Below are 21,604 nucleotides of genomic sequence, written 5' to 3'. Positions count from 1 at the left end.
CTTAGCCGATGCCTCGACGTACCGCTGCCGCCCTTGCCACCAGTGGCGAGGTGCTCCGCCTCATCCGCACCGGTGAGGCCGTGACGCGGGCCGACCTCGGCCGGGTGACCGGCCTGTCGCGCCCCGCGGTGCAGCTACGCGTCGGCGAGCTGCTCGAACGCCGCCTCGTCGTCGAACGCACCGACGCCCCGTCCACCGGTGGGCGGCCCCCCGTCCGGCTCGAGTTCAACGCCGCCGGCGGCGTCGTCCTGGTCGCCGCGCTCGGCGCCTCCCGCACCCGCGTCGCCGTCTGCGACCTCGCCGGGCGCGAGCTGGCCGGGCGCGAGTTCGCGATGGACGTCGAACAGGGCCCCGACACCGTGCTGCCCCTCCTCATGGACACCTGGGACGACCTGCTCGGCGACCGGCCGCGCTCCATGATCCAAGGCGTCGGGATGGGCGTGCCCGCCACCGTCGAGTTCGCCGAAGGACGCACCGAGAGCGCCCGCGTCATGGCGTCCTGGACCGGGGTTGTGATCCCGCCCATCATCCGCGAACGCTTTCCCGTACCCGTGCTCGTCGACAACGACGTCAACGTGCTGGCCATCGGCGAGCACCGCGGCGCCTACCCCGACCTCGACGACCTCATGTTCGTCAAGATCTCCACCCGCATCGGCGCCGGCGTCATCGCCGGCGGCGGCATCCTCCGCGGCGCCCTCGGCGCCGCCGGCGAGATCGGGCACATCCCCGTCCTGGACGGCGGCGGCGTGCTGTGCCGGTGCGGCAACCACGACTGCGTCGACTCCGTCGCCAGCGGGACCGCGCTGCTGCGGGAGCTACGGGGGCGCGGCAAGGACGTCAAGACCATCGCGGACGTCACCGCGCTCGTGAGAGCCGGTGACGCCGAGACCATGGCCACCGTTCGTGAGGCCGGGCGGCGGATCGGGGAAGTGCTCGCCGGGGCCGTCAACATCCTCAACCCGTCGGTGGTGGTGCTCGGAGGGGACATGGCTGAGGCCTTCGGGCCGCTCGTGTCCAGCATCCGCGAGGTCGTCTACCGCCGCTCCACCGCCCTGGCCACCCGCCGTCTTCGTATCGAGCCGAGTCGGCTGGGGGCGGGGGCGGGGATCAGCGGGTGTGCGGTGATGGTGCTGGATCATGTGCTGTCGCCTGAGGCTGTGGATGAGAGCATGACGCTCACGGCTTTGCGGGTGCCGGTTACCGAAGCGGGCTAGACGCCCCGGCCTGGCTCTCTGCGCTGTGCCGTGGCCGGGCTCAGACGTCCCACCGTGGCGTGTCGCTCTCCCGCACCACCCCATCCGCCCCGAAGACCAGGTACCGATCCAGGTCATCGGCGAACCACCGGTCATGCGTCACGGCCAGCACCGTCCCCTCGTACCCACCGAGCCCCGCCTGCAAGGCCTCCGCACTGGCCAGATCCAGGTTGTCGGTCGGCTCGTCGAGCAGCAGCAACGTCGCCCCGGACAGCTCCAGCAGCAAGATCTGCAACCGCGCCTGCTGCCCGCCCGACAACGTCTCGAACGGCTGCCCGCCCGCCGGTGCCAGCTCGTACCGGGCCAGCGCCGCCATCGCCTCGTTGCGGGTCATCGCGTGCTCGTGCATGACCACCTCCGCGGCCGGGCGGCCGTGCAGGTCCGGGCGTAGGTGCGTCTGGGCGAAGTGGCCGGGGGAGACCCGGGCGCCGAGCCGGGCGACGCCGGTGTGCGCGATCGGCTCGCCTGCCAGCAGTCGCAGGAAGTGGGACTTGCCGGTGCCGTTCATGCCGAGCACGCCGACGCGCTCGCCGTACCAGATCTCGGTCGAGAACGGCCGCAGCAGCCCGCTCAGCTCCAGCTCCTCACACACGACCGCCCGCTTGCCGGTACGGCCGCCGCGCAGCCGCATCCGTACGTTCTGCTCCTTGGGCGCGCGCTGCGGCGGCCCCGCGCGTTCGAAGCGGTCCAGCCGCGTCACCGCCGACTGGTACGCCCCAGCCAGCGCGTCGTTGCTGCTCGATCGCTGCCGCAGAACGTGCACGAGGCGCCGCAGCCGGGCCCGCTCCTCCTCCCAGCGCTGCCGCAACTCCTCCAGCCGCTCCTTCCGCCGCCGGCGCGCCTCGGCGTACCCGGCGAACCCGCCGCCGTGCACCCACACGCCCCGCCCCTCCACGGTGACGATCCGGTCGGCGGCCTCGGCCAGCAGGCGGCGGTCGTGCGAGACGAGCAGCACCGTCTTCGCCGAGCTCCTGATCGCCCGCTCCAGCCACTGCTTGCCCCGTACGTCGAGGTAGTTGTCGGGCTCGTCGAGCAGCAGCACCTCGTCAGGCCCGCGCAGCAGCGCCTCCAGCATGAGCCGCTTCTGCTCCCCGCCGGACAGCGTGGCCACGCTCCTGTCCTTGATCTCCTCGTACGGGAGGCCGAGCGCCTCGGTGGCGCACACGTCCCACACCACCTCCAGCTCGTAGCCGCCCGCGTCGGCGTAGTCGGCGATGGCCTGGGCGTAGCCGAGCTGGCGCTCCTCGTCGTCGCGCGCCGCGATCGCCGCCTCCGCCCGCTCCAGCGCCGCCCACGCCTCCCTGGCCGGACGCGGTGCCACGCTCAGCAGCAGATCCCGTACGGTGCCCTCGCCGAGGAACTGCCGCATGACGCCGATTCCTCCGGTGGCTGCGATCCGCCCCTCGTCGGGTGTCGCCTCGCCCGCGATCAGCCGCAGCAGCGTGGTCTTGCCCGCCCCGTTCGGCCCGACGAGGGCCGCCTTGGCGCCGTCGCCGACCTTGAACGACACCTCCAGCAGTAGGGGACGCCCGTCGGGCAGCAGGTACGTCACCCCGCTCACGTCGACATGCCCCACCTGAACCCTCCCCTTGCTCCGGCATCAGCCGGACCTCGACCCTCGATCCGGTGAAGCGGACCGATGATCCGTGTTCTCGACCAACGTTCCATTTACTAGACCATTGATCCGGTCCTCGTACAACGTATTATTCCCCGGGTGGACAACGTGTGGTCGCGGAACCAGAAGCCCCTGAGGCAGACGCTGACGCTGGAGCGGATCGTGGCGGAGGCGGTGGCGCTGCTGGACGAGGAGGGCGTGGGGCGGCTGACCATGCGCCGCCTCGCCGAGCGGCTCGACACCGGCTCGACCACCCTCTACTGGCACGTCAAGACCAAGGATGACGTGCTTGATCTGGCCATGGACGAGGTTTTCCGCGAGGTGCGGCTGGACGATCTGGCGGAGTTGGCCGCCGGACTCCCCGGGCCGATGCAACGCGGGGGAGGGACCGAACGTGGAGGGCTGGCTGGGTTGGGCGGGCCGACCGGGTTGGGTGGGTTGGCTGGACTAGCCGGGCCGACCGGTGCGACCGCGCTGGCCGGGTCGGAGAGCGCTGTCTCGGGGGCGGGTGGCGAAGGTGTCGGTGCTGCGGCAATAGGTGGCGGCGGTGTGGCGGGAGGCGACGCTGGTGGCGGCGGAGGTGGCGCAGCAGGAAATCGGGATGCCGCGGGGACTGGTGGCGCGGCAGGGGCGGGAAGTGGTGGTTCGCGTGTAGGTGGGGATTGGCGGGCGCCGGTGCGGGGGTTGATGCGGCGTTGGCGGGGGGCGTTGTTGCGGCATCCCTGGTCGGCGACGCTTCTCGACCGTCCGCTCATGGGGCCCAACGCGCTGCGGCGGACCGAGTTTCTGTACGAGACGCTGACGGCCGCCGGGTTCGCCGCGCCGAAGACGGCCGCGTACAGCTTGTCGAACTACGTGATGGGGTCGGTGATCATGCAGGTGACCTGGGAGCGGAGTGGCGGCATCGACACCGGCGCGTATCTGCGTGAGCGTGCCGATGATTATCCGGCGCTGGCCGAGCACGGGTTGGAGCACGACTGGGACGCCACGTTCGACGAGGGGCTCGGCTACCTCTTGGAGGGGATGGCTCGCTCCCGTACATGAAGTGGGTTGTCCTCCCGCGCGCGAGGTGGGTCGTGCTTCCGTGCGTGAGGTGGGCTGCTCTTCCGTGCGTGAGGTGGGCTGCTCGCCCGGGCATGAGGGCGGCCTCGTGCGTGTATGAGGTGGGCCGCTTTTGTGCGGGAAGCCGATCGTTCGCCTTCTGAGGTGAGCCGTTCTCGGGGGATCTTTCATGATCCACAATGAAGATTTCACGAGATGGTAGAAATGGGGCGAAAGTGCGGTCTTGAGGCTAGGAGCAAGGCATGATCCGGGTTCTGCTCGCCGAGGACATGCACATGGTCCGCGGCGCGCTGGTCGCGCTGCTCGACCTCGAACCCGACATCAAGGTCGTCGCGGAGGCGGCGACCGGTGACGAGATCGTGCCCGCGGCGCTGGAGCACGAGCCGGACGTGGCGGTGATCGACGTCGAGCTGCCCGGGGTGGACGGGCTCACCGCGGCGGCCGAGTTGCGCAGGCGGGTGCCGCGTTGCCGGGTGCTGATCGTGACGAGTTACGGCCGGCCGGGGAACGTGCGCAGGGCGTTCGCTGCGCAGGCGTCCGGGTTCATGGTGAAGGACGCGCCGCCTGGGGAGCTGGCCGCCGCGATCAGGAGGGTGGCGGCGGGGGAACGGGTGGTTGATCCGCAGCTCGCCGTGGCGGCGTTGGAGGTGGTGGAGAGCCCGCTCAAGCCGCGCGAGCTGGAGGTGCTGCGGCGGTTCGCCGAGGGGGAGGATGTGGAGCAGATCGCGCAGGGGCTGTTCCTGTCCGTGGGGACCGTTCGCAACTACCTCACGCAGATCGTCACCGCGCTGCAGGCGCGTAATCGGCTGCACGCCGTTCGGATCGCCCAGGATGCCGGGTGGCTCTGAGCTCGGCCGGTCCAGGGCGTCGGCGGATGGGGTTGAGCTGGGCCGGTCCGGGGCGTCGGGTGGGGTTGAGCTGGGCCGGTCCGGGGCGTCAGGTGGGGCGGGGCTCGGGCCGGCTGGGACGGCTGGTCGGGGGCGGGACGGATGGCTCGGGACGGCTGGGCGGGGCCGGGACGGATGGCTCGGGGCGGCAGGGCGAGCTCGATCCTGTTCGCCTGGTTGTTGCGTTCGTCTGCGTGACGGGTCTGGTGCGGGTGAGCTTCTACTCCGTTGTGCAGGAGTTCAATGCGCTGACCGTGGCATGTGTCGCTGTGGTCGCCGTGCTTCAGGTGCCGATCTCGCTGCCGGGTCGGCGGCGGCTGTCCGTCGTGCTCTTCCTCGTGCAGGTCGTGGTGAACTACCTGCCGCTGCTCGCTGAGCCCGAGAGGTGGGAGGTGGGCGGCTCGGGCTTCGTCGCGGCTTCGGCTCTGCTCGTGGTCAACGGGCCATTCGCGTGGGTGATTCTGGGGCTGATCGCGGCTGTTGAGGGTGTCATCGCGCTTGCCATGGAACGGCTGCCGTACATGGTCTACTACGCGATCGTCGCGCCGATCAACGTCGGCCTGATGGTGTACGGCATCAGCAGCCTCGCCGGCCTGGTGGACCAGGTGAAGCGGGAGCGGGAGGAGTTGGCTGCCCGGGCGGGGGCGGTTGAGCGGTTGCGGTTGTGGGGGCGGATTCATGGGCTGGTCGTACGGAACGTCGGCGTCGTCGAGAGGCTGACGCGGGAAGCGCGGGAGGCTTGGGCGGCGCGGGAGGCCGACTCTTGGAAGGCGGAGAAGGCCGAGAAGGCGGAGAAGGCGGGGGCGCAGGAAGCGGGGAAGGCGGAGAAGGCGGGGGCGCAGGAAGCGGGGGAGGCGGGGAGGCGGGGTGGTGTGGCGGCGGTGCGGGAGGCGGTGCGGGCCGTGCTTGCTCTCGCGAGGGAGGCGCTGGGGCGGGTGCGGGCGCTGCCGCCGGCCGATGAGGCGATTCCGGTACCGCCGCGTGACGATGACAGGCGCATTCTGCGGTTGGCCACGCCGATTCTGGTCGTCACCCATGTGCTGTTCATCGGGCAGGCGCTGTTCTACTTCGTCGCCGATGCGCCGCGTGGGCCCGCGTTCACGCACGCCGGTTACCTTCTGCTCCTGCCTTTGACGTTCGGGCTGCAGTTCTGGCATCTGGCCGTGCTGCGGTCGGGGGTTCGGCCCAGGATGCTGGTCTGGACTCTGGTCGCGCATGCGCTCGCCATCTACGCGCCGCTGGTGAACGGGGAGGGGTCAGGGCTGCTCGCGTCGGGGTTCTTCGCGGGAGTGCTTCTGCTGTATCTGCCGTGGCGGGTGGCGTGGCCGCTTTGTGTGGTGATGAGTGGGGTTGCGGCGGTTGAGGAGGCGCTTGCGTCCGGGCTGATCGCGGGGGTGTATCCGTTCGCGAGCGTCATGAATACCGCGCTGGCGGTTTATGGGCTCACGCGGTTGGTGGGGCTGGTCGGGGAGCTCAGCCGGACGCGGGCTGAGCTTGTCGAGGTGGCGGCTCTGCGGGAGCGGCTGAAGGTGGGCAGGGATGTTCATGACCTGCTGGGGCGTGGGCTCACCGCGATCGTGTTGCACGCCGAACTGGTGCTGCGGCTGGTCGAGACGGAGTCCGGACGGGTGGGCGCGCAGTTGGAGCGTTTGGCGGAGGCGGTGCGGGCTGCGCTTGTGGACAGCGTGAGGTTGAGTGCTTCCGGGCGGGTGCTGTCGCTGGGCTCGGAGATCGAGTCGGCCAGGGGGGTTCTGGAGGCGGCGGGGGTGGGGGTGCGGATCGAGAGTGTGCCCGCCAGAGGAATGGCCGTGTCCGGGGCGGGGGCGGTCGTGTCGGAGGTGGGGGCGGACGTGCCCGCGCATGGGACCGGGGCGGCCGCGCCCGTGCTCGCCGTGGTGCTCCGGGAGGCGGTCACCAACGTGCTCAAGCATGGCACTCCGCACGAGTGCGTGATCGAGCTCGCCGTACAGAACGGCCACGTACAACTCCGGGTGACCAACGACGGCGCCGCGCCCGTACAAGAGGTGACCAGTGAACGCGCCGACGCCCACGAGCCCGGCTCAGGCCTGACGAACCTGCGCGCCCGCTTGGAAGCCATCGGCGGCACCCTCACCACCACCCGAACCGCAGACCGCTTCGAACTCCTCGCCCGCACCCCCCTCGATCATGAAAATCTCACACCAGCGAGGTGAACCAGGCGACTGCCCTGCAAGGCCGCCGCCGGCCCACAGTGGTTCCCGCCACACCCACACCCAGCAGACCACCCGGGAACCATGAACCGTCGACAGTTCCTCGCCCTAGCCACCCTCACCGGCCTGTCCGCAGCCTGCGGCTCCAGCGGACGACCGGCAACCCCCGCCCCGCCGGCCTTCCGCACGGAGCTGCGCATCCCCCCGCTGCTCGAACCGAGGACGGCCCGCGACGGAACGCGCCACTTCGCCCTGAAGATCCAGCGGGGCCGCACCGAGCTGCTGCCCGGCAAGCCGACGGAGACGTGGGGCTTCAACGGCCCGCACCTCGGCCCGACGATCCGCGCGGCTCGCGGCGACAGGGTGCGGATGTCGGTCACGAACCGGCTGGCCGAGGCGAGCACTGTGCACTGGCACGGGATGCGGCTGCCCGCGAGGATGGACGGCGGCCCGCACCAGATGATCGAGCCGGGCGGCACGTGGACCCCGCACTGGACGATCGACCAGCCCGCCGCCACGTCCTGGTACCACCCGCACCCGCACGGCGAGACGGCCGGGCACGTCTACCGCGGGCTGGCCGGGATGTTCATCATCGACGACGGGGACACGCCTGAGCTGCCCGGCGAGTACGGCGTGGACGACGTGCCCCTGATCCTTCAGGACAGGGACCAGGCCGGGGACGCCGACGTGCTGGGCGGGACGTTCGGCATCCTGGGCGACCGCATGCTGGTCAACGGCACGTACGCGCCGTTCATGACCGTGCGCGCCGAGCGGGTGCGCTTCCGGGTACTCAACGGGTCGAACGCCCGCAGGTACAACCTCGTGTTCGGCGACGGCCGCAGGTTCCACGTCGTCGGCAACGACGCGGGGCTGCTGGCCGCCCCGGTCGAGGTGGAGCAGGTGTCGCTCTCGCCGGGCGAGCGGGCGGAGGTGGTCGTGACGTTCAGCGCCGGCGAGCAGGTCCTGCTGCGTACGGTGTCGGGCGGCGACGACATCGACGAGGGCGACTTCGACCTGCTGAAACTGGTCGCGGCGGAGCGGCTGACCCCCTCGCCGGCCCTGCCGTCCAGGCTGGCCGCGCCCGAGGCGATCGTGGTCCCCGCGAACGCGCGGGTGCGCCGGTTCCGGCTCAACGGGCATGACGCGATCAACGGCAAGGAGATGGACATGTCCCGCATCGATGAGGTGGTTCCGGCGGGCGCCACGGAGATCTGGGAGGTCGAGAACACCGTCTACGCCCACAACTTCCACATCCACGAGGTGGCGTTCCAGGTGCTGGACGTGGACGGGCAGAAGCCGCCGCCGTACGCGACCGGTCACAAGGACACGGTGTACGTGCCGCCGAAGAGCACCGTGCGGCTGGCCGTGAGGTTCGGCGGCTTCACGGACCCGGTCACGCCGTACATGTACCACTGCCACCTGCTGCGGCACGAGGACTCCGGCATGATGGGCCAGTTCGTGATCGTCGAGCCGGGTACGGAGGATCGGGTGTCCCGCACGATCGCCCACTGAGCTGCCCGGCCCGCCGCCCTTACATGCCCCGGCGGCGCGCTCCCGGCCCGCCTTCTGCCGCCGCACCTGGCGTACATGTGCTGAGGCGAGGACGAGGAAGAGCAGCAGCCTGGCGAGGGTGAGCATGGCCGCGCTCGCCCAGCGGGGTGAGCAGCCGGTCCGCGGCATCGATCGTCTGGGCGCGGTCCCCGCCTGAGTCGTGCAGCATGACGATCGCGCCACGTCCCCTGGCGGGGTGGCGGAGTACGGCGGGCGCACCGGCCGGGTGTGCACGCCGGTGGCGGTCGCGACGGCCTGCTCGGTGGCGGGCCAGGCGCGGGTACCGGCCTGGCTCAGCTCCTGGGACCACGGGTCTTGTCCTGACCCGTGCCATGGGGCTCCTTGTCCCGGCCGGGAGGCGTGCGGGCGGTCCCGTCGGTGGCCGGTGGGGTGGCGGGTTCGGACGGCGTCGTGGTGGGGGCAGGGGGCGCTGTGGGGCGGCTCGCGTCTGAGGGGCTGACGCCGTTCGCGGGCGTCCGGCTGGCGGCCGTGGTCCTTACCGGCGTGGCGGGTGCCGAGCGGCGCGCCCTGGGGGTGGCCGCGCGGGCAGGGGGACGGGTGCGCGGGGGGCGGGTGGTCGTCGGTGTGCCGGAGATTGGCTCGGAGGGGGGCGACGTGGCGGGCGCGGAGGGGCTGGAGCCGCCCGATCCGAGCCGGTCGGCGTTGTCGGGCCGGGTGCCGCTGAGCGTGCCGCCGATCAGGACCGCGGCGCAGGCCAGCAGCAAGGTGCCGCCGAGGACGCCGACGATCATCAGCACCCGCCTGCGCCGGCCGCTCTGGTCGACGAACACCGCCGTCTCGGTCGCCCGATGCGCTCCACTCACGGGTCAGAAGCGTAGGGACTGCGGCACGCTCCTTTCCGCCGATGCAGTGATTCGTCCGACTAACTGTGATCAACCCTGGTAGTCACCGAATCGGACGGGGGGAGGTCAGCAGGTGCACAGCAGTCCGCGCAGCGCCGTCTCCAGGCAGAGGCTCGAACGGGCGGGCGTCGGCCAGGGAAAACGTACGAGCGACTCGTCCACCCGCACCGTGGCCCCGAACCGGTCCAGCTCCCACAGCCACACGTCCCCCGCCGGCTCGCCGAGCTGCTGGGTGACGCCCGCGGCGAGCTGAGCCCGGTGGGAGGAGTTGACGTGGGCGAGCACCCGCTCCGCCGTCTCGGTGAGCGGATCGGGCGCCGCCCCCAGGTAGTCGTCGGCGTCCAGCACGCCCGACTCCTGCCCGGTCAGATAGACCACCTGGCCCACGTCCAGCCGCAGCAACCGGGGCGCGTCCGGCTGCCCGAAGCGCTCCAGCGCGTCGAAGAGGCTCTCGTCCGCGGTGTGCGCGGCCACCGCCACGGCGGCGGTGCGGGCCTCCTCCTCCGGTACGGCCTCCGCCCAGCCCTGGACCTCGATCAGCCCGCGCGGGTGCGTCATCGTGCCCAGTTGCCGCATCGCCGTCAGGTTCACCGCCACGACCGCGTCCGCGCGCAGCCCGTGCAGGGTTTCGCCGGGCCGGACGAGCAGGATGGGTCGGCCGCGCTCGTCCACGCCGCCCCGGGCGGCTGAGGGGGCGCCGTCAACAGAGAGCTTGGCGACGTTGGCCGTCGCGGCGAGGGTCCGGACCCGTTCGGGGATCGGCAGCATGGCGCCTCCTTGAGAGCATCAATAGTGGTAGGTTAGCCTTACCTAAGTAAGGATTACCTAATCACATCGAGGTGAACGTGCGCTACACCGGCCCGAAGGTGCGACTGTCGCGTCGCGCGGGCGTCCCGCTGACCAGGAAAGCCGTCCGCTACTTCGAACAGCGCCCCTACCCGCCGGGCGAGCACGGCCGCAAGACGAACCGCCGCAACACCGGCGACTACGGCCTGCGCCTGATGGAGAAGCAGAAGCTGCGCTGGTACTACGACGTGTCGGAGCGGCAGCTGCGCCGCTACTGGGACCTCGCCGTGCGCAAGTCGGGCGCCTCTGGCGCCGAACTGGTCACCATCCTGGAGAGCCGCCTGGCCTCGCTCGTGCTGCGCGCCGGCCTCGCCCCGTCGATCTACGCGGCGCGGCAGTACATCAGCCACGGGCACATCGCCGTGGACGGCCGCAAGGTGGACATCCCCAGCTACCTGGTCAAGCCGGGGCAGGTCATCTCGGTGCGGGAGCGGTCGCGCCAGATGCAGCCGTTCGTGGCCGCCGCCGAGGGCATCTACGCCGACGACCGGCCCGCCGGGTACCTGTCGGTGGAGCTGCAGGAGCTGCGGTTCACGCTGGTCAGCAGGCCGCAGCGCGAGCAGATCGCGATCCCGGTGGACGAGCAGCTCGTCGTGGAGTTCTACTCCCGCTGATCCGGCAGGACGTCCCGCTGATCCGGCGAGACGTCCCGCTGATCCGCAGGCCAAGGCCCGGGGGAAGCGGTCACGCGGACCGTGACCGCTTCCCCCGGGCCTTCTTCACGGGCGGCGAGGCGGGCGCCGTCTCGCGCAGCGCCCGCAGCTCGGCGACCTCCTTGCGCAGCTCGGTCAGCTCGTCGAGGATCTGCTGCGTGTGCGCCCTGGTGTCCTCCATGATGTGCGTCGTGCTGTCCTCCAGCGCCGCTCGCTCCTCGGCGCTCTCCTCGTCCATCGCGCTCACCACGACCGCCAGGAAGAGGTTGAGCACGACGAACGTGCACACGAGGATGAAGATGGTGAAGAAGATCCACGCCGACGGGTGCCGGCTCATCACCTCCCTGGCGATGTTGCCCCAGTCGTCGCCCGTCATCGTCTGGTAGAGCGTGAACAGCGAGGTCGGCAGGCTGCCGAAGCGGTTCGGCGCGGTCTGCCCGTACAGCTTGGTGGCCATGACGGCGGCCACGTACAGGACCAGCGACAGCAGCACCACGATCGAGCTCATGCCGGGCATCGCGCGCAGCAGCGCCGAGACGACGCGCCGCAGGCTCGGCACCACGGACAGCAGCCGCAGCACGCGCAGGATGCGCAGTGCGCGCAGCACCGACAGGCCGCCGTTGGTGGAGGCGAAGGCGATGGCGACGATGGCGGTGTCGAAGACGTTCCACGGGTCGCGGAAGAAGGCCGACCGCTCGACGTACAGCTTGGCGATCAGCTCGGCGGTGAAGATGTAGAGCGCCACGTGGTCGACCACCGTCAGGACGGTGCCGTACTCCGCGACGACGGCGGGGAAGGTCTCCAGGCCGAGGGTGGCCGCGTTGATCAGGATGACGCCGATGATGAACCGCTGGAAGTGGCGGTGAGCGAGTAGGGCGCGGGTGCGTTCACGCACGGGGGCAGGCTCCTCGGAGGCGGATCAGGGGCCGTACCATGATGACGCATAATGATCAAGTAGGAGACTGTGGTATAAAAGCCCACCTGTCGCTGTCAACGGTGAGGGGCCATGTCCTATCCCAACTACGGCCCTGGCAACTACGGGCCGCCGCCGCAGAGCCATCCGAACGGCACCGTCATCCTCGTGCTGGGCATCGTGAGCCTGGTGGCCTGCATGTTCACCGGTCCCTTCGCCTGGTCGATGGGCAACAAGGCGCTGCGTGAGATCGACGAGAGCGGCTACTACTACGAGAACCGCGGGATGGTCCAGGCCGGTCGCATCTGCGGCATCATCGGCACCGTCCTGCTGATCATCACCTTCTGCTTCGTCGCCCTCGGCGTGAGCGTCGGCATCATCGGAGCCCTCACGGAAGGCTCGTCCTGAAAGCCGTCTCGGAGGGCTTGTCCTGAAAAGCCCCCCGTGAGCGTCAGCGCGCGTGCTTGGAGCGCTTCTGGAGCGCGGCGATGACGCCGGCCGGGTCCACCGTGCCGTAACCGTAGTCGTAGTCGAACCCCACCTCGCTACGGTCCTCCGCCGTCCTGCGCAGCAGGGCCCTGAGCTGGGCGGGCGACAGTTTGCTGGCCGGCCAGCGGGTGCGCACCGCCGCCACGAGCCCGGCCGCGACCGGCGCCGCCGCCGACGTGCCGGAGTCGGGCTCGCTCGCGCCGAACGCCCTGGAGCCCAGGAAGTGGGTGTACGCGCACACGTCCGGCTTGCGCGCGGTCAGCCGTCCAGGCCCCTGCGAGGAGTAGCCCACCCGCTCGCCGTTGACGTCGATGCCGCCCACCGACAGCACCTTCGGATGCGAGTTGGCGCCCACGATGGGCCTGCCGGGGTAGGCGCAGCGGCCGTCCGGGCACTCGCGCCCGCAGTTGCCCGCCGCGAACAGCACGTCGGCGCCCGTACGGTCGAGCGCCGCCACCATCAGGTTGAACGGGTGCGCCGCGTTGTCGGAGTAGTTGCCCGGATGCCCCACGGGAAAGTCCCACTCGGGGGAGAACGAGCCCCACGAGTTGTTCACCACGAGCGAGCGCGACTCGGCGGGCTGGGCGTCGAGCACGTTGCGCAGGTGGGCGAAGGCCGCCACCGCGTCGGACAGCAGGCCGTCCAGCGCCGAGCCGCCCGGCCGGGTGGACAGCAGCACGGGGATGTCGATCAGCGTGGCCTGCGGCGCGGTGATGAGCGTGTCGAACGCGCACATCGTCCCGTGGTCGACCTCGAACTCGCCCGGCCTGCCCGCCACGCCAGACGGGCTCCAGCACCGCTCGGCGTCCACCGTGACGCCCCTGCCGAGCTGCCTGGCGGTGTGCGCGGCGTTGATCCCGGTGTCGAGCACGGCGACCGTCACGCCGTCGCCGTCGAGCCCCTGCGCGTGCAGCCCCGGCACGTTCAGCAGCCGCTCCACGTCGTGCCAGTCGCCCGCCGGCGGGTCGCCGCCGCACACCGGCGTGGACTCGATGACGGGGTCGGCGAAGACGCCCACCACGTCCGGCCTGAGCGCGGGCAGCAGCGCGATCCTGGCCGTCAGCTCGTCGTCCGAGATCGTGCCCCGGACCAGCACCGACGCGTCCTCGGGGGCGAGGGAGAAGTCCAGCGGCTGGCTGAGCGAGAGCGGGTCGCCGTCGGCGGCGGGCAGCGGCCTGGGCACGGCCACGGGCGTGAACGCGGGATCGAGCTCGACGCCCGGCAGGCCGTCGGCGACGTCGGCCGTGGTGGCGGTCTGGCCGGGGTCCGCGACCGCCGCGACCAGATCGGGGGAGGGACGGAGCTGGATCAGGATCCGCATGTGTCACCACCGAGACGTTTGTGGAGGGAAACGAACCTCCCAACATTCCTTCATCCGCTCCGGCTCGTCCAGCGGATCTGAGGTGTTTTGACCTGCGGAAACTTCCTAATCGGGGCGAAGCGGACGACATTTGTTCTGGGACGTCAGACTTCCTTGTTTTCGGTCCGTTCACTACGGTGAGGCGTTATGACGCTCCAGGCGCAAAAGCCGGTCGATGGCGGAGAAAAGGCTCACTGGTTGGCGGTACGGCCGAGGCTGATCCTCGCCAGTGCCTTCATGCTCTTCCTTGAGCTGGCACTGATCCGGTGGACCGGGTCCAACATCGTCCATCTCAGTTATTTCACCAATTTCGTGCTGCTCGGCTCCTTCCTCGGCATCGGGCTCGGTTTCCTGCGCGTGGGGCGCTCGCAACGGCAGCCGTACTACTCGCCCATCGTGCTGGCCGTCCTGACCATCGTCGTGCTGACCTTCCCGGTCACCGTCGACCGCAACACCGAGGGCGTCCTGTACTGGACGAGCCTGTCCACCAGCGGGCCGCCCGCCTGGGCGATCCTGCCGGTGATCTTCTGCGCCGCCGCCGTCGTGCTCATGGGCCCCGCCGAGCTGGTCGGACGCTGCTTCCCCGAGCTGCCGCGCCTGGAGGCCTACCGCTACGACCTGATCGGCAGCCTCACCGGCATCGCCGCGTTCACCGCGCTGTCGTTCCTCAGCGCGCCGCCCGTGTTCTGGGGCCTCATCGCGGCCATCTGCTACGGCCTGCTGCTGATGCCCAGGCCGCGCGTGCTCTACGTGGGGCTCGTGACCGTGCCCTCCCTGGTCGTGGTCGGGCTGCTGCTGGCCGAGACGCTCACCGCCGGGGCGATCTGGTCTCCGTACTACAAGGTCACCACCAAGCAGCTCGTCCAGCTCGGCGTGCCCGTCACCGACATCGCCGTCAACGGCATCCCGCACCAGCAGGCCGTGCCCGCCTACGCCCGCCTGCAGTGGGAGGCCCAGTACGGCCTGCCGTACGAGCGCGCGAGCAAGCAGCCCAGGGACGTGCTCATCGTCGGCGCGGGCAGCGGCACCGACGTGGCGATCGCGCTGTCCAAGGGCGCCACCCGCGTGGACGCCGTCGAGATCGACCCCAAGCTGCGCGAGCTGGGCGGCTCCACGCACCCCGACAAGCCCTACGCCGACCCGCGCGTCACCACCCACGTCACCGACGGCCGCGCCTTCCTGGAGCGCACCGGCGACAAGTACGACCTGATCCTGTTCGCCCTGCCCGACTCGCTCACCCTCGTCTCCGGCGCCAGCTCGCTGCGCCTGGAGAGCTACCTGTTCACCGAGGAGGCCATGCGGGCGGCACGCGCCCACCTCAAGCCGGGCGGCACGTTCTCGATGTACAACTACTACCGCGAGAGCTGGCTGGTCGACCGCCTGGCCTCCACGATGCAGCGCGCCTTCGGGCACAAGCCCTGCGTGGACGTCGTCAGCACCGCCGGTCAGCAGGCCGTGATCACCGCCGGCCTGGCCGCCGCCGACCAGCGCTGCGCCGCCGAATGGCCCGGCGCCGCGCCCGGCACGCCCGAGCCCGCCGGCGACGACCGGCCCTTCCTGTACCTGAAGGAAGGCACGATCCCGCCGATCTACGTCATCACGCTCGCCCTGATCCTCATCGTCAGCCTGCTGGCCGTGCGCGTCGTGGCGGGCCCCTACCAGCGGATGCGCCCGTACGCGGACCTGTTCCTGCTCGGCGTGGGGTTCATGCTGCTGGAGACCAAGAGCGTGACCGGGTTCGCGCTGCTGTTCGGCACCACGTGGGTGGTCAACGCGATCGTCTTCGCGGGCGTGCTCGTCGCGGTGCTCGCCGCCGTCGAGGTGACCCGCCGTTTCCGAACCCCGCCACTGCCGATCATGTACGGCGTGCTTTTCGCGGGCCTCCTGCTGGCCTGGCTGGTGCCGAATGAATGGCTGCTGTCGCTCCCGCTCCCGTTGCGCGCGGTGGCCGCGGTGACGGTGGCGTTCCTGCCGATCTTCGCCGCGAACGTGGTCTTCGCCAAACGTTTCGCCGACACGGCCGACGCCACCACCTCTTTCGGCGCGAACCTGCTGGGCGCCATGGTAGGCGGCTGCCTGGAGTACGTCGCCCTGGTGATCGGCTACAAGGGCCTGCTCGTGGTGGCGGCCCTGCTGTACGTCGGCGCCCTGGCCCTGCTGCCCAGGAAGAACTCGGCGCTGGTGTGACCCCCTCCGGAAATGCCGGCGGGCATTTCCGGAATGGTCTCTGTAATTTCTTGACCGATGGTCAGGTGAACGGTTTCCGGCACGGGTTGATTTGTCCGGGACCGCGAGGTGAGCTAGAGATACCAGCCATGCCTTGATCGCGATGATCGTTCGTCTGTGAAAAGCGATAATTCATCTTCTCGAAAGGGAGGCAAAGGATCGGGGGTGATGTCCGGTAAACCCACGAGCAAAGGTGTAATCATGGCGACACAAGGGGCAGCAAGGATAGATGTCGAGCTCGCCCTGCGGCAGGAGTCCGACCCGGTGCCCGCCGGTCGTGCCGAGCAGATCGCCGCGGTGCTCCCGAAAGGGGTGCTGTTCGCGCCGCCGGCGCCGCCGCCCGCCGGGCAGGCGCGGGTGCCGCAGACGGAGTGGACCCTCACCTCCGCCTGGCCCTACCAGGGCCGCACCGCCACCGGCAGCGCCGCCGTCCACTACGCGGCAGGCCACGACCGCCTCATCCGGCCGATGATCCTCGCCGACGGCTTCGGCTACGGGCCCAGCGACGTGCCGGGCCTGTGGCACCACCTCAACACGCCCTACCCGCCCCACCAGCAGCGCCTCCTCGACCAGCTCCTCTCCCAGGGCATCGACGTCGTCCTGCTCGGCTTCGGCGCCCGGCACACGCACATCCAGGCCAACGCGGGCGTGGCGGCCACCTGCATCCGCCGCGCCATCAGCGAGCGGTCCGGCAACGCCCCGCTGATCGTCGGCGGCCTCGGCATGGGCGGGCTCGTCACCCGCTACGCGCTGGCCGAGATGGAGAACCGCCGGGAAGACCACCAGACCGCGACCTACCTGTCCTACGACACGCCGCACAACGGCGCGTGGATCCCCCTGATACTCCAGCAGCTCGCCCACTTCGCCCAGGCGCTCTCCCCGGCCGAACCAGGCCAGGCGGCCCTGATCGCCAGCCCCGCCGCCCAGCAGCTCCTGTGGGCGTGGGTCGGCAGCGCCCGCTACTCGGGGCCCGTCGCCACCTCCAGCCCGCTGCGCACCGAGTTCCTGGAGGACCTGCGGCGCGTCGGCTGGTTCCCGGTCCGGCCGCGCAAGCTCGGCGTGGCCAACGGGGCCGCCGACGGCACCGGCAGGAACGTGCCACCCGACCACCTCGTGTTCGAGTGGAGCGAGCTGGGCGGCCTCGTCGGCGCCACCGTCCGCACCCAGCCGGAACGCGGCCTCAACCGGCACGTCGGCGGCATGCGCGCCGTGCCGATGTGGGCGGGCAAGAGCTACACCAGCGACGTCCCGCCGTTCGACGGCGTGCCGGGCGGCACGCTGCCCCTGTACGGCACGCTCGCCGACAAACTGGGCGCGCCCATCGCCGGCCGGTACAGATCGGCCTGCTTCGTCCCCTCGGTGAGCGCCGTCGCCCTCCAGTACGACCCCCTCGACTGGCCGATCGACCTCTACACCGACATCTCGTCCCTGTCGCCCGAGCAGAGCCAGCTCGACGACTACCACTGCGACTCGCACAACTCCGAGCACGGCCAGGTGACCGGCGTCCTCGCCGACTGGATCCTGGGTCAGCTCGGCAAGTAGCGGCGACGCGGCGGGTCCCGGCCGCCCGCCGCCCGTCCTCCCTGGACCCGGACCGCTTCCCCCGGCCCGACCTCACCCGGCAGGACAGCGGGCACCTCAGCTTCGGGCACGGGCCGCACTACTGCCTGGGGGCGCTGCCGGCCCGCCTCGTCGGGCGGGCCGCGCCGGCGGAGGTCGTCCGGCTGCCCGGGCCGGCGCCGGCCGTGCCCGTCGAGCGGTTGCGGTAGCGCGCCAGCCTCACGGTGCGGGGGCCGTTCGGCTGAGGTCTGTCAGAGGCCGCAGAGCTCGTCGAGGGACTGGGCGCCGGACTTCTGGCTGTTGCGGGTGGGCGTCTGCGTGGGCGTGGCCGTGCGGGGCTTGGCGGGCGTGGAGCCGGTCACGCTGGGCGAGGCGCTCACGTTGGCCGTCTGGGCGCGGCGGGCGGGCCTGAGCGAGTCGTTGATGGCCTTCTTCGTGGCCGTACGGATCTTCGCCCAGTCGGGGCGGCCCGAGTAGAACTCCGGCGGCACGAACTGGAGGCTGGTGATCTTGGCGTCCTTGACCTTGACCGCCAGCTCCACCAGCGGCTGCAGCAGGCTCTCCGGGATGTTCGTCTGCGCCAGCCGCTTGGCCGCGCCCGCGATCCGCTCGAACCTGCTCAGGATCACCGTCGGGGTCGCCTGCTGGGCGAACGCGCCGATGACGCAGCGCTGGCGGGACATGCGGGAGAAGTCGTCGCTGCCGACGCGCGAACGGCCGTACCACAGGGCCTGCTCGCCCGTCAGCTTCCGGTAGCCCGCCTTGATGGTGCCGGCGGTGCCGTAGAGGCCACCCCACTTGACGTCCTGCTCCACCTTGATCCTGAGGCCGCCGATGGCGTCCACCAGGTCGGCGAAGCCGTACATGTTCATCAGCATGTAGTAGTCGATGTGCAGGCCGAGCGTGTAGCCGATGGCGTCCATCAGCGCGCGCGGGCCCCTGTTCTTGCCGCCCATGAGCTGCGGGTTGTCGTTGGCGTACTGCCAGACCTCGTTCAGCAGGCCGCCGTTCGGCAGCTCCGCCATGAACCCGTTCGGGAACTGCTTGTGCAGCGGCGAGGACGTCGGGAAGCGCACGTGCTGCAGGTTGCGCGGCAGGCTGAACAGGACCGTGGTGCCGGTCTTCAGGTCCACGCTGGCCACGTTCATGCTGTCGGTGCGGACGCCGGTCCTGTTGCCGGCCGCGTCGCCCCCGATCAGGAGGAAATTGACGCGGTCCTTCCCGTTCCAGGGGTCCTCGGGGTTGTGCGTCACCTGCGGGTCCTCGGGGTCGGGCGCCGAGGGGAAGATCGACTTGATCGCGTCGCGGGCGGTCACGACGTAGTTCGCGGTCAGGGCGAACGGCGACATGACCGCCACGCACAACACGCCCACCACGATGCCGGTGAGGATCTGGCCCTGCTGGTTCAGCTTGTTAGGGCCCAGCGCCACGTACGACGTCGTCAGGATCGCGAACCAGGCCAGCGCCAGCACCGAGGCGATCACCACCACCAGCATCATGTTGCTGCTGTTGGCCAGCCAGGACGCGTTCGCCAGGTTCCCCGCCACGCTCAGGCCCAAGGCCAGGGCGGCCAGCAGCAGCACCGCGTAGACGCTGATCAGCACCAGGCCGGTACGGCGGTGCCCGGCCCGCAGGTGCGCGGCGCCGGGCACGATGGCGGACAGGGCCGTCCAGCCCAGGACGGCACCGGGGGTCAGCGGCTTGGCGAAACGCGGCGCCTTCGAACCGGGACGGCCTTTGCCGGGCCTGCTGGGCTTGCCAGGCTTGCCCGGTCCACCGGAGTCGCCGGAGCGGCCAGGCCCAGCGCTGCCGGAGCCGCCTGAACCGCCAGCGCCGCGGGGGCGGCCTGAACCTCCGGAGTCGCCTGAACCGCCGGAGTCGCCGGCGCGCCCGGAGTTTCCGGGACGGCCGGAGCCGCCAGAGCGTCCTGAACCGCCAGCGCCGCCGGGCCGGTCTGAACCGCCGGAGCCGCCGGCGCGCCCGGAGTTTTCGGGGCGGCCGGAGTCGCTGGGGCGGCGGGGGGTGCCGGAAGCGCGGGTATCGGCGGACCGGCTCGCGTTGCCGGCATGGCCGGAGTCGCGGGAGGCGCCGGAAGCTCGGGTGACTCCGGAGCGGCTGGCGTCGCCGGAGTCGCCGGGCGTGCCTGAGGCGTTCGGCGCGCCGGGGTCGGCGGGGCGGCCGGCGACGAGCTTCCCGGGGGCAGGGACCTCGGCCGCCGACGCTCCGCTCACGCGAGGGCCGGGAGCGCCGGAGCCCGGAGCGCCAGCACCCCGAGCGCCGGAGCCTGGGGCGCCAGAGCCTGGGACGCCGGCACCCGGGGCGCCGCTCGCGTGGGGCCCGCGGGCGCCGGAGCCTCGGGCGTCAGGCCCCGGGCCGGGCTGGGAGCCGGCGCCGGAATTGGTCCGGGATCGTCGCGTGGGGCGTCGTTTCCTGCCTTCCGGCGCGGGATCTACCCCATCGCGATTACTCACACCTGGCTCCTTACACGCCTACCAGGCAAAACCCTCGTTTTGCCCCCCGATCGGCACAAGATTGCCAGGATTCTAGTCCCCATACCTGGACATCAGAGACATGTGCCCAACCTGAGATGAACGCCACTGGTCCATCAAGAGACCGTAGAAGACGGCGCCATCCACGTATTGCACTGGTATGCCTTGTTCCTCTCCCACCCCTGCCGGAACCACCGCCCGCTGTTCACCGGCTTGCCGTGGTCGCGCGGATAACCAGGATGGTCGCCCACCTGACTGAAGAACCAGAACAGCCGGCTGCGGTTGGCCGTGTTCACCGGGTACGACGACGCGACCGACCGCATCCACATGGCCCCGAAGCAGTTGGCCTGCAGCTCCAGCCGCCGGCTGAGCGCCAGCTTGCCGCTCTGGCTGCTGGAGTCGAGCGTCGCCGACCACCAGGAGTTCATCAGCCCCGTGAGGTTCTGGACGTGGTGGCCGTACTCGTGGGCCATCATGCCGATGATGCCGCCGTGCCAGGAGATGATCTGGCCGTAGCCGGCGGCGTTGCCGCGTCCCCTGGCCATGGCCGAGGTGGAGGCGTAGATGGTGTTGTTCTGCGGGCAGTAGTACGGCACGGTGCTGCCCGGCGACGGGTAGTCGCCGCAGGCGCCACGGCCGCCCTGGGCCGCGATGGCGTACCTGGGCGGGCTGAACTCGAAGCCCTGCTTCTCCAGCACCGGCTTCCAGGCCCGGTCCATGCACGCGCCCGTCTTGATGATCAGCGACTTGAGCTGGCTGTGGCTGAAGATGCTGGCGTTGCCCGCCGGGCAGTTCAGCCTCGGCAGCACGCCCGCGCGGTAGACGCTGTTGTTCTTCAGGCTCGTGTTGACCGTCACCTGGGCGGGCGGCGTGACGGTGGTCGACGGCTCGTCGTCGTCCTCGGACGGGGTCGGCTGCGGCTCCTGGCTGCGCGTCGGCTCGGGCTCGTCGTCATCGTTGCTGGGCCGGGCCGAGGGGTCGTAGGACGGCTCCTCGGACGGGTCGTACGTCGGGACCGCCACCGGCGTCGAGGTCTCGGAGCTGGACGAGGCGGAGATCATCACCGCGCCGATGACGATCAGCACGAACAGTGCCGCCAGCGACCCGAACACGGCGCCGAGCACGCCGAGGGCGCTCATCCCCGACTTCCTGGGCTGCGGCGGCCGGTGCCACTGCTGCGGCGGCATGGGCGGGGGTGGCGGCGGCGGGGGAGGGGGCGCGGGCTGCCGGTACGGTGGCTGGCCAAAGGGCGGCTGCCCCTGCGGAGGCTGCCCGTAAGGCTGCTGACCGTATTGGGGCTGCCCGTACTGCGGCTGCCCGTACGGAGGCTGCGGGTACGGCTGGCCCTGCGGACGGGTCGGCTGCTGCTGGTACGGGTTCCCCTGCGGCGGCGCGGGAGGCGGGGGCGGCGGCGGGTACGCCCCGCCCTGCGGCTGCGGCTGCCGCTGTCCCGGAGGGGGTTGCGGCTGCCGGTGTCCGGGCGGCGGCCAGGGCAACGAGGGAGGCCGCTGGGGCTGCTGTGGCCCCTGTGGCGGGGGTGGATATTGCCCGTTCCCTGTCACCGTGTCTCCCCGTTCACCCCGTCGTCCGAAATGCAGGCATTTGCCGTACGACTAGTCGGACCCTTGCCAAATTTGGGGCAAAAGCA

Annotated in this window: 16 protein-coding genes; 9 read left to right on the top strand and 7 right to left on the bottom strand. The window is 70.9% G+C overall.

From position 1 onward, the window contains the following. The first annotated feature begins 8 nt into the window (after positions 1–8). The gene (locus ABD331_RS22845) at positions 9–1,214 is read left to right on the top strand and encodes an ROK family transcriptional regulator (protein WP_344477981.1); all 1,206 of its coding nucleotides are present in this window, start codon (positions 9–11) and stop codon (positions 1,212–1,214) included. Positions 1,215–1,254: 40 nt separating this feature from the next. Here the strand turns inward: ABD331_RS22845 and ABD331_RS22840 are convergent, their stop codons facing one another. Next, on the bottom strand, positions 1,255–2,829 hold the full coding sequence (locus ABD331_RS22840) for an ABC-F family ATP-binding cassette domain-containing protein (RefSeq protein ID WP_344477979.1): 1,575 nt from the start codon (positions 2,827–2,829) through the stop codon (positions 1,255–1,257). A gap of 138 nt (positions 2,830–2,967) precedes the next feature. Here ABD331_RS22840 and ABD331_RS22835 point away from each other — a divergent pair, with 138 nt between their 5' ends. From ABD331_RS22835 to ABD331_RS22820, 4 genes are all read left to right on the top strand, one after another. After that, positions 2,968–3,912, top strand: coding sequence for a TetR/AcrR family transcriptional regulator (locus ABD331_RS22835; protein ID WP_344477977.1), 945 nt, complete (start codon positions 2,968–2,970; stop codon positions 3,910–3,912). A gap of 260 nt (positions 3,913–4,172) precedes the next feature. Further along, positions 4,173–4,778: a response regulator transcription factor gene (locus tag ABD331_RS22830; RefSeq protein ID WP_344477975.1), complete on the top strand. Its 606-nt coding sequence runs from the start codon at positions 4,173–4,175 to the stop codon at positions 4,776–4,778. A 233-nt stretch (positions 4,779–5,011) separates the two neighbouring features. Next, positions 5,012–7,009, top strand: coding sequence for a sensor histidine kinase (locus ABD331_RS22825; RefSeq protein ID WP_344477973.1), 1,998 nt, complete (start codon positions 5,012–5,014; stop codon positions 7,007–7,009). Between the two features lie 81 nt (positions 7,010–7,090). Next, the gene (locus ABD331_RS22820; protein WP_344477971.1) at positions 7,091–8,518 is read left to right on the top strand and encodes a multicopper oxidase family protein; all 1,428 of its coding nucleotides are present in this window, start codon (positions 7,091–7,093) and stop codon (positions 8,516–8,518) included. Between the two features lie 332 nt (positions 8,519–8,850). Here the strand turns inward: ABD331_RS22820 and ABD331_RS22815 are convergent, their stop codons facing one another. Together ABD331_RS22815 and ABD331_RS22810 are read right to left on the bottom strand one after the other, a co-directional pair. Further along, positions 8,851–9,381: a hypothetical protein gene (locus ABD331_RS22815; protein ID WP_344477969.1), complete on the bottom strand. Its 531-nt coding sequence runs from the start codon at positions 9,379–9,381 to the stop codon at positions 8,851–8,853. A gap of 105 nt (positions 9,382–9,486) precedes the next feature. Continuing rightward, on the bottom strand, positions 9,487–10,188 hold the full coding sequence (locus tag ABD331_RS22810) for a DUF2470 domain-containing protein (RefSeq protein WP_344477966.1): 702 nt from the start codon (positions 10,186–10,188) through the stop codon (positions 9,487–9,489). Between the two features lie 77 nt (positions 10,189–10,265). Here ABD331_RS22810 and rpsD point away from each other — a divergent pair, with 77 nt between their 5' ends. Continuing rightward, positions 10,266–10,880, top strand: a complete 615-nt coding sequence (gene rpsD, locus ABD331_RS22805) for a 30S ribosomal protein S4 (protein WP_344478309.1) — start codon at positions 10,266–10,268, stop codon at positions 10,878–10,880. A gap of 70 nt (positions 10,881–10,950) precedes the next feature. On the opposite strand, the gene ABD331_RS22800 is transcribed toward rpsD, so the two are convergent. After that, positions 10,951–11,814, bottom strand: coding sequence for an ion transporter (locus ABD331_RS22800; protein ID WP_344477964.1), 864 nt, complete (start codon positions 11,812–11,814; stop codon positions 10,951–10,953). A gap of 111 nt (positions 11,815–11,925) precedes the next feature. On the opposite strand from ABD331_RS22800, the gene ABD331_RS22795 reads away from it, so the two are divergent. Beyond that, the gene (locus tag ABD331_RS22795; protein ID WP_344477962.1) at positions 11,926–12,240 is read left to right on the top strand and encodes a DUF4190 domain-containing protein; all 315 of its coding nucleotides are present in this window, start codon (positions 11,926–11,928) and stop codon (positions 12,238–12,240) included. Positions 12,241–12,283: 43 nt separating this feature from the next. Here ABD331_RS22795 and ABD331_RS22790 read toward each other — a convergent pair whose 3' ends face one another. After that, positions 12,284–13,642 carry a S8 family peptidase gene (locus ABD331_RS22790; protein ID WP_344477960.1) on the bottom strand — a complete coding sequence of 453 codons (1,359 nt, stop codon included), beginning with the start codon at positions 13,640–13,642 and terminating at the stop codon, positions 12,284–12,286. A gap of 276 nt (positions 13,643–13,918) precedes the next feature. Here ABD331_RS22790 and ABD331_RS22785 point away from each other — a divergent pair, with 276 nt between their 5' ends. Together ABD331_RS22785 and ABD331_RS22780 are read left to right on the top strand one after the other, a co-directional pair. Continuing rightward, complete coding sequence (locus ABD331_RS22785; RefSeq protein ID WP_344477958.1) at positions 13,919–15,868, top strand: spermine/spermidine synthase domain-containing protein; 1,950 nt, start codon at positions 13,919–13,921, stop codon at positions 15,866–15,868. 240 nt (positions 15,869–16,108) lie between these two features. Then, a complete protein-coding gene (locus ABD331_RS22780) occupies positions 16,109–17,449 on the top strand; it encodes a hypothetical protein (RefSeq protein ID WP_344477956.1) in 1,341 nt (446 codons plus the stop codon). A 269-nt stretch (positions 17,450–17,718) separates the two neighbouring features. Here the strand turns inward: ABD331_RS22780 and ABD331_RS22775 are convergent, their stop codons facing one another. Both ABD331_RS22775 and ABD331_RS22770 read right to left on the bottom strand, forming a co-directional pair. Beyond that, entirely contained in the window at positions 17,719–19,698 is a 1,980-nt protein-coding gene (locus ABD331_RS22775) for an LCP family protein (protein ID WP_344477954.1), read from the bottom strand. 374 nt (positions 19,699–20,072) lie between these two features. Beyond that, positions 20,073–21,095, bottom strand: a complete 1,023-nt coding sequence (locus ABD331_RS22770) for a neutral zinc metallopeptidase (RefSeq protein WP_344477952.1) — start codon at positions 21,093–21,095, stop codon at positions 20,073–20,075. Positions 21,096–21,604: the final 509 nt, after the last annotated feature.

The sequence above is a fragment of the Nonomuraea monospora genome (assembly GCF_039531895.1).
Taxonomy (GTDB): domain Bacteria; phylum Actinomycetota; class Actinomycetes; order Streptosporangiales; family Streptosporangiaceae; genus Nonomuraea; species Nonomuraea monospora.
This window is presented reverse-complemented; position numbering and strand designations above follow the sequence as displayed.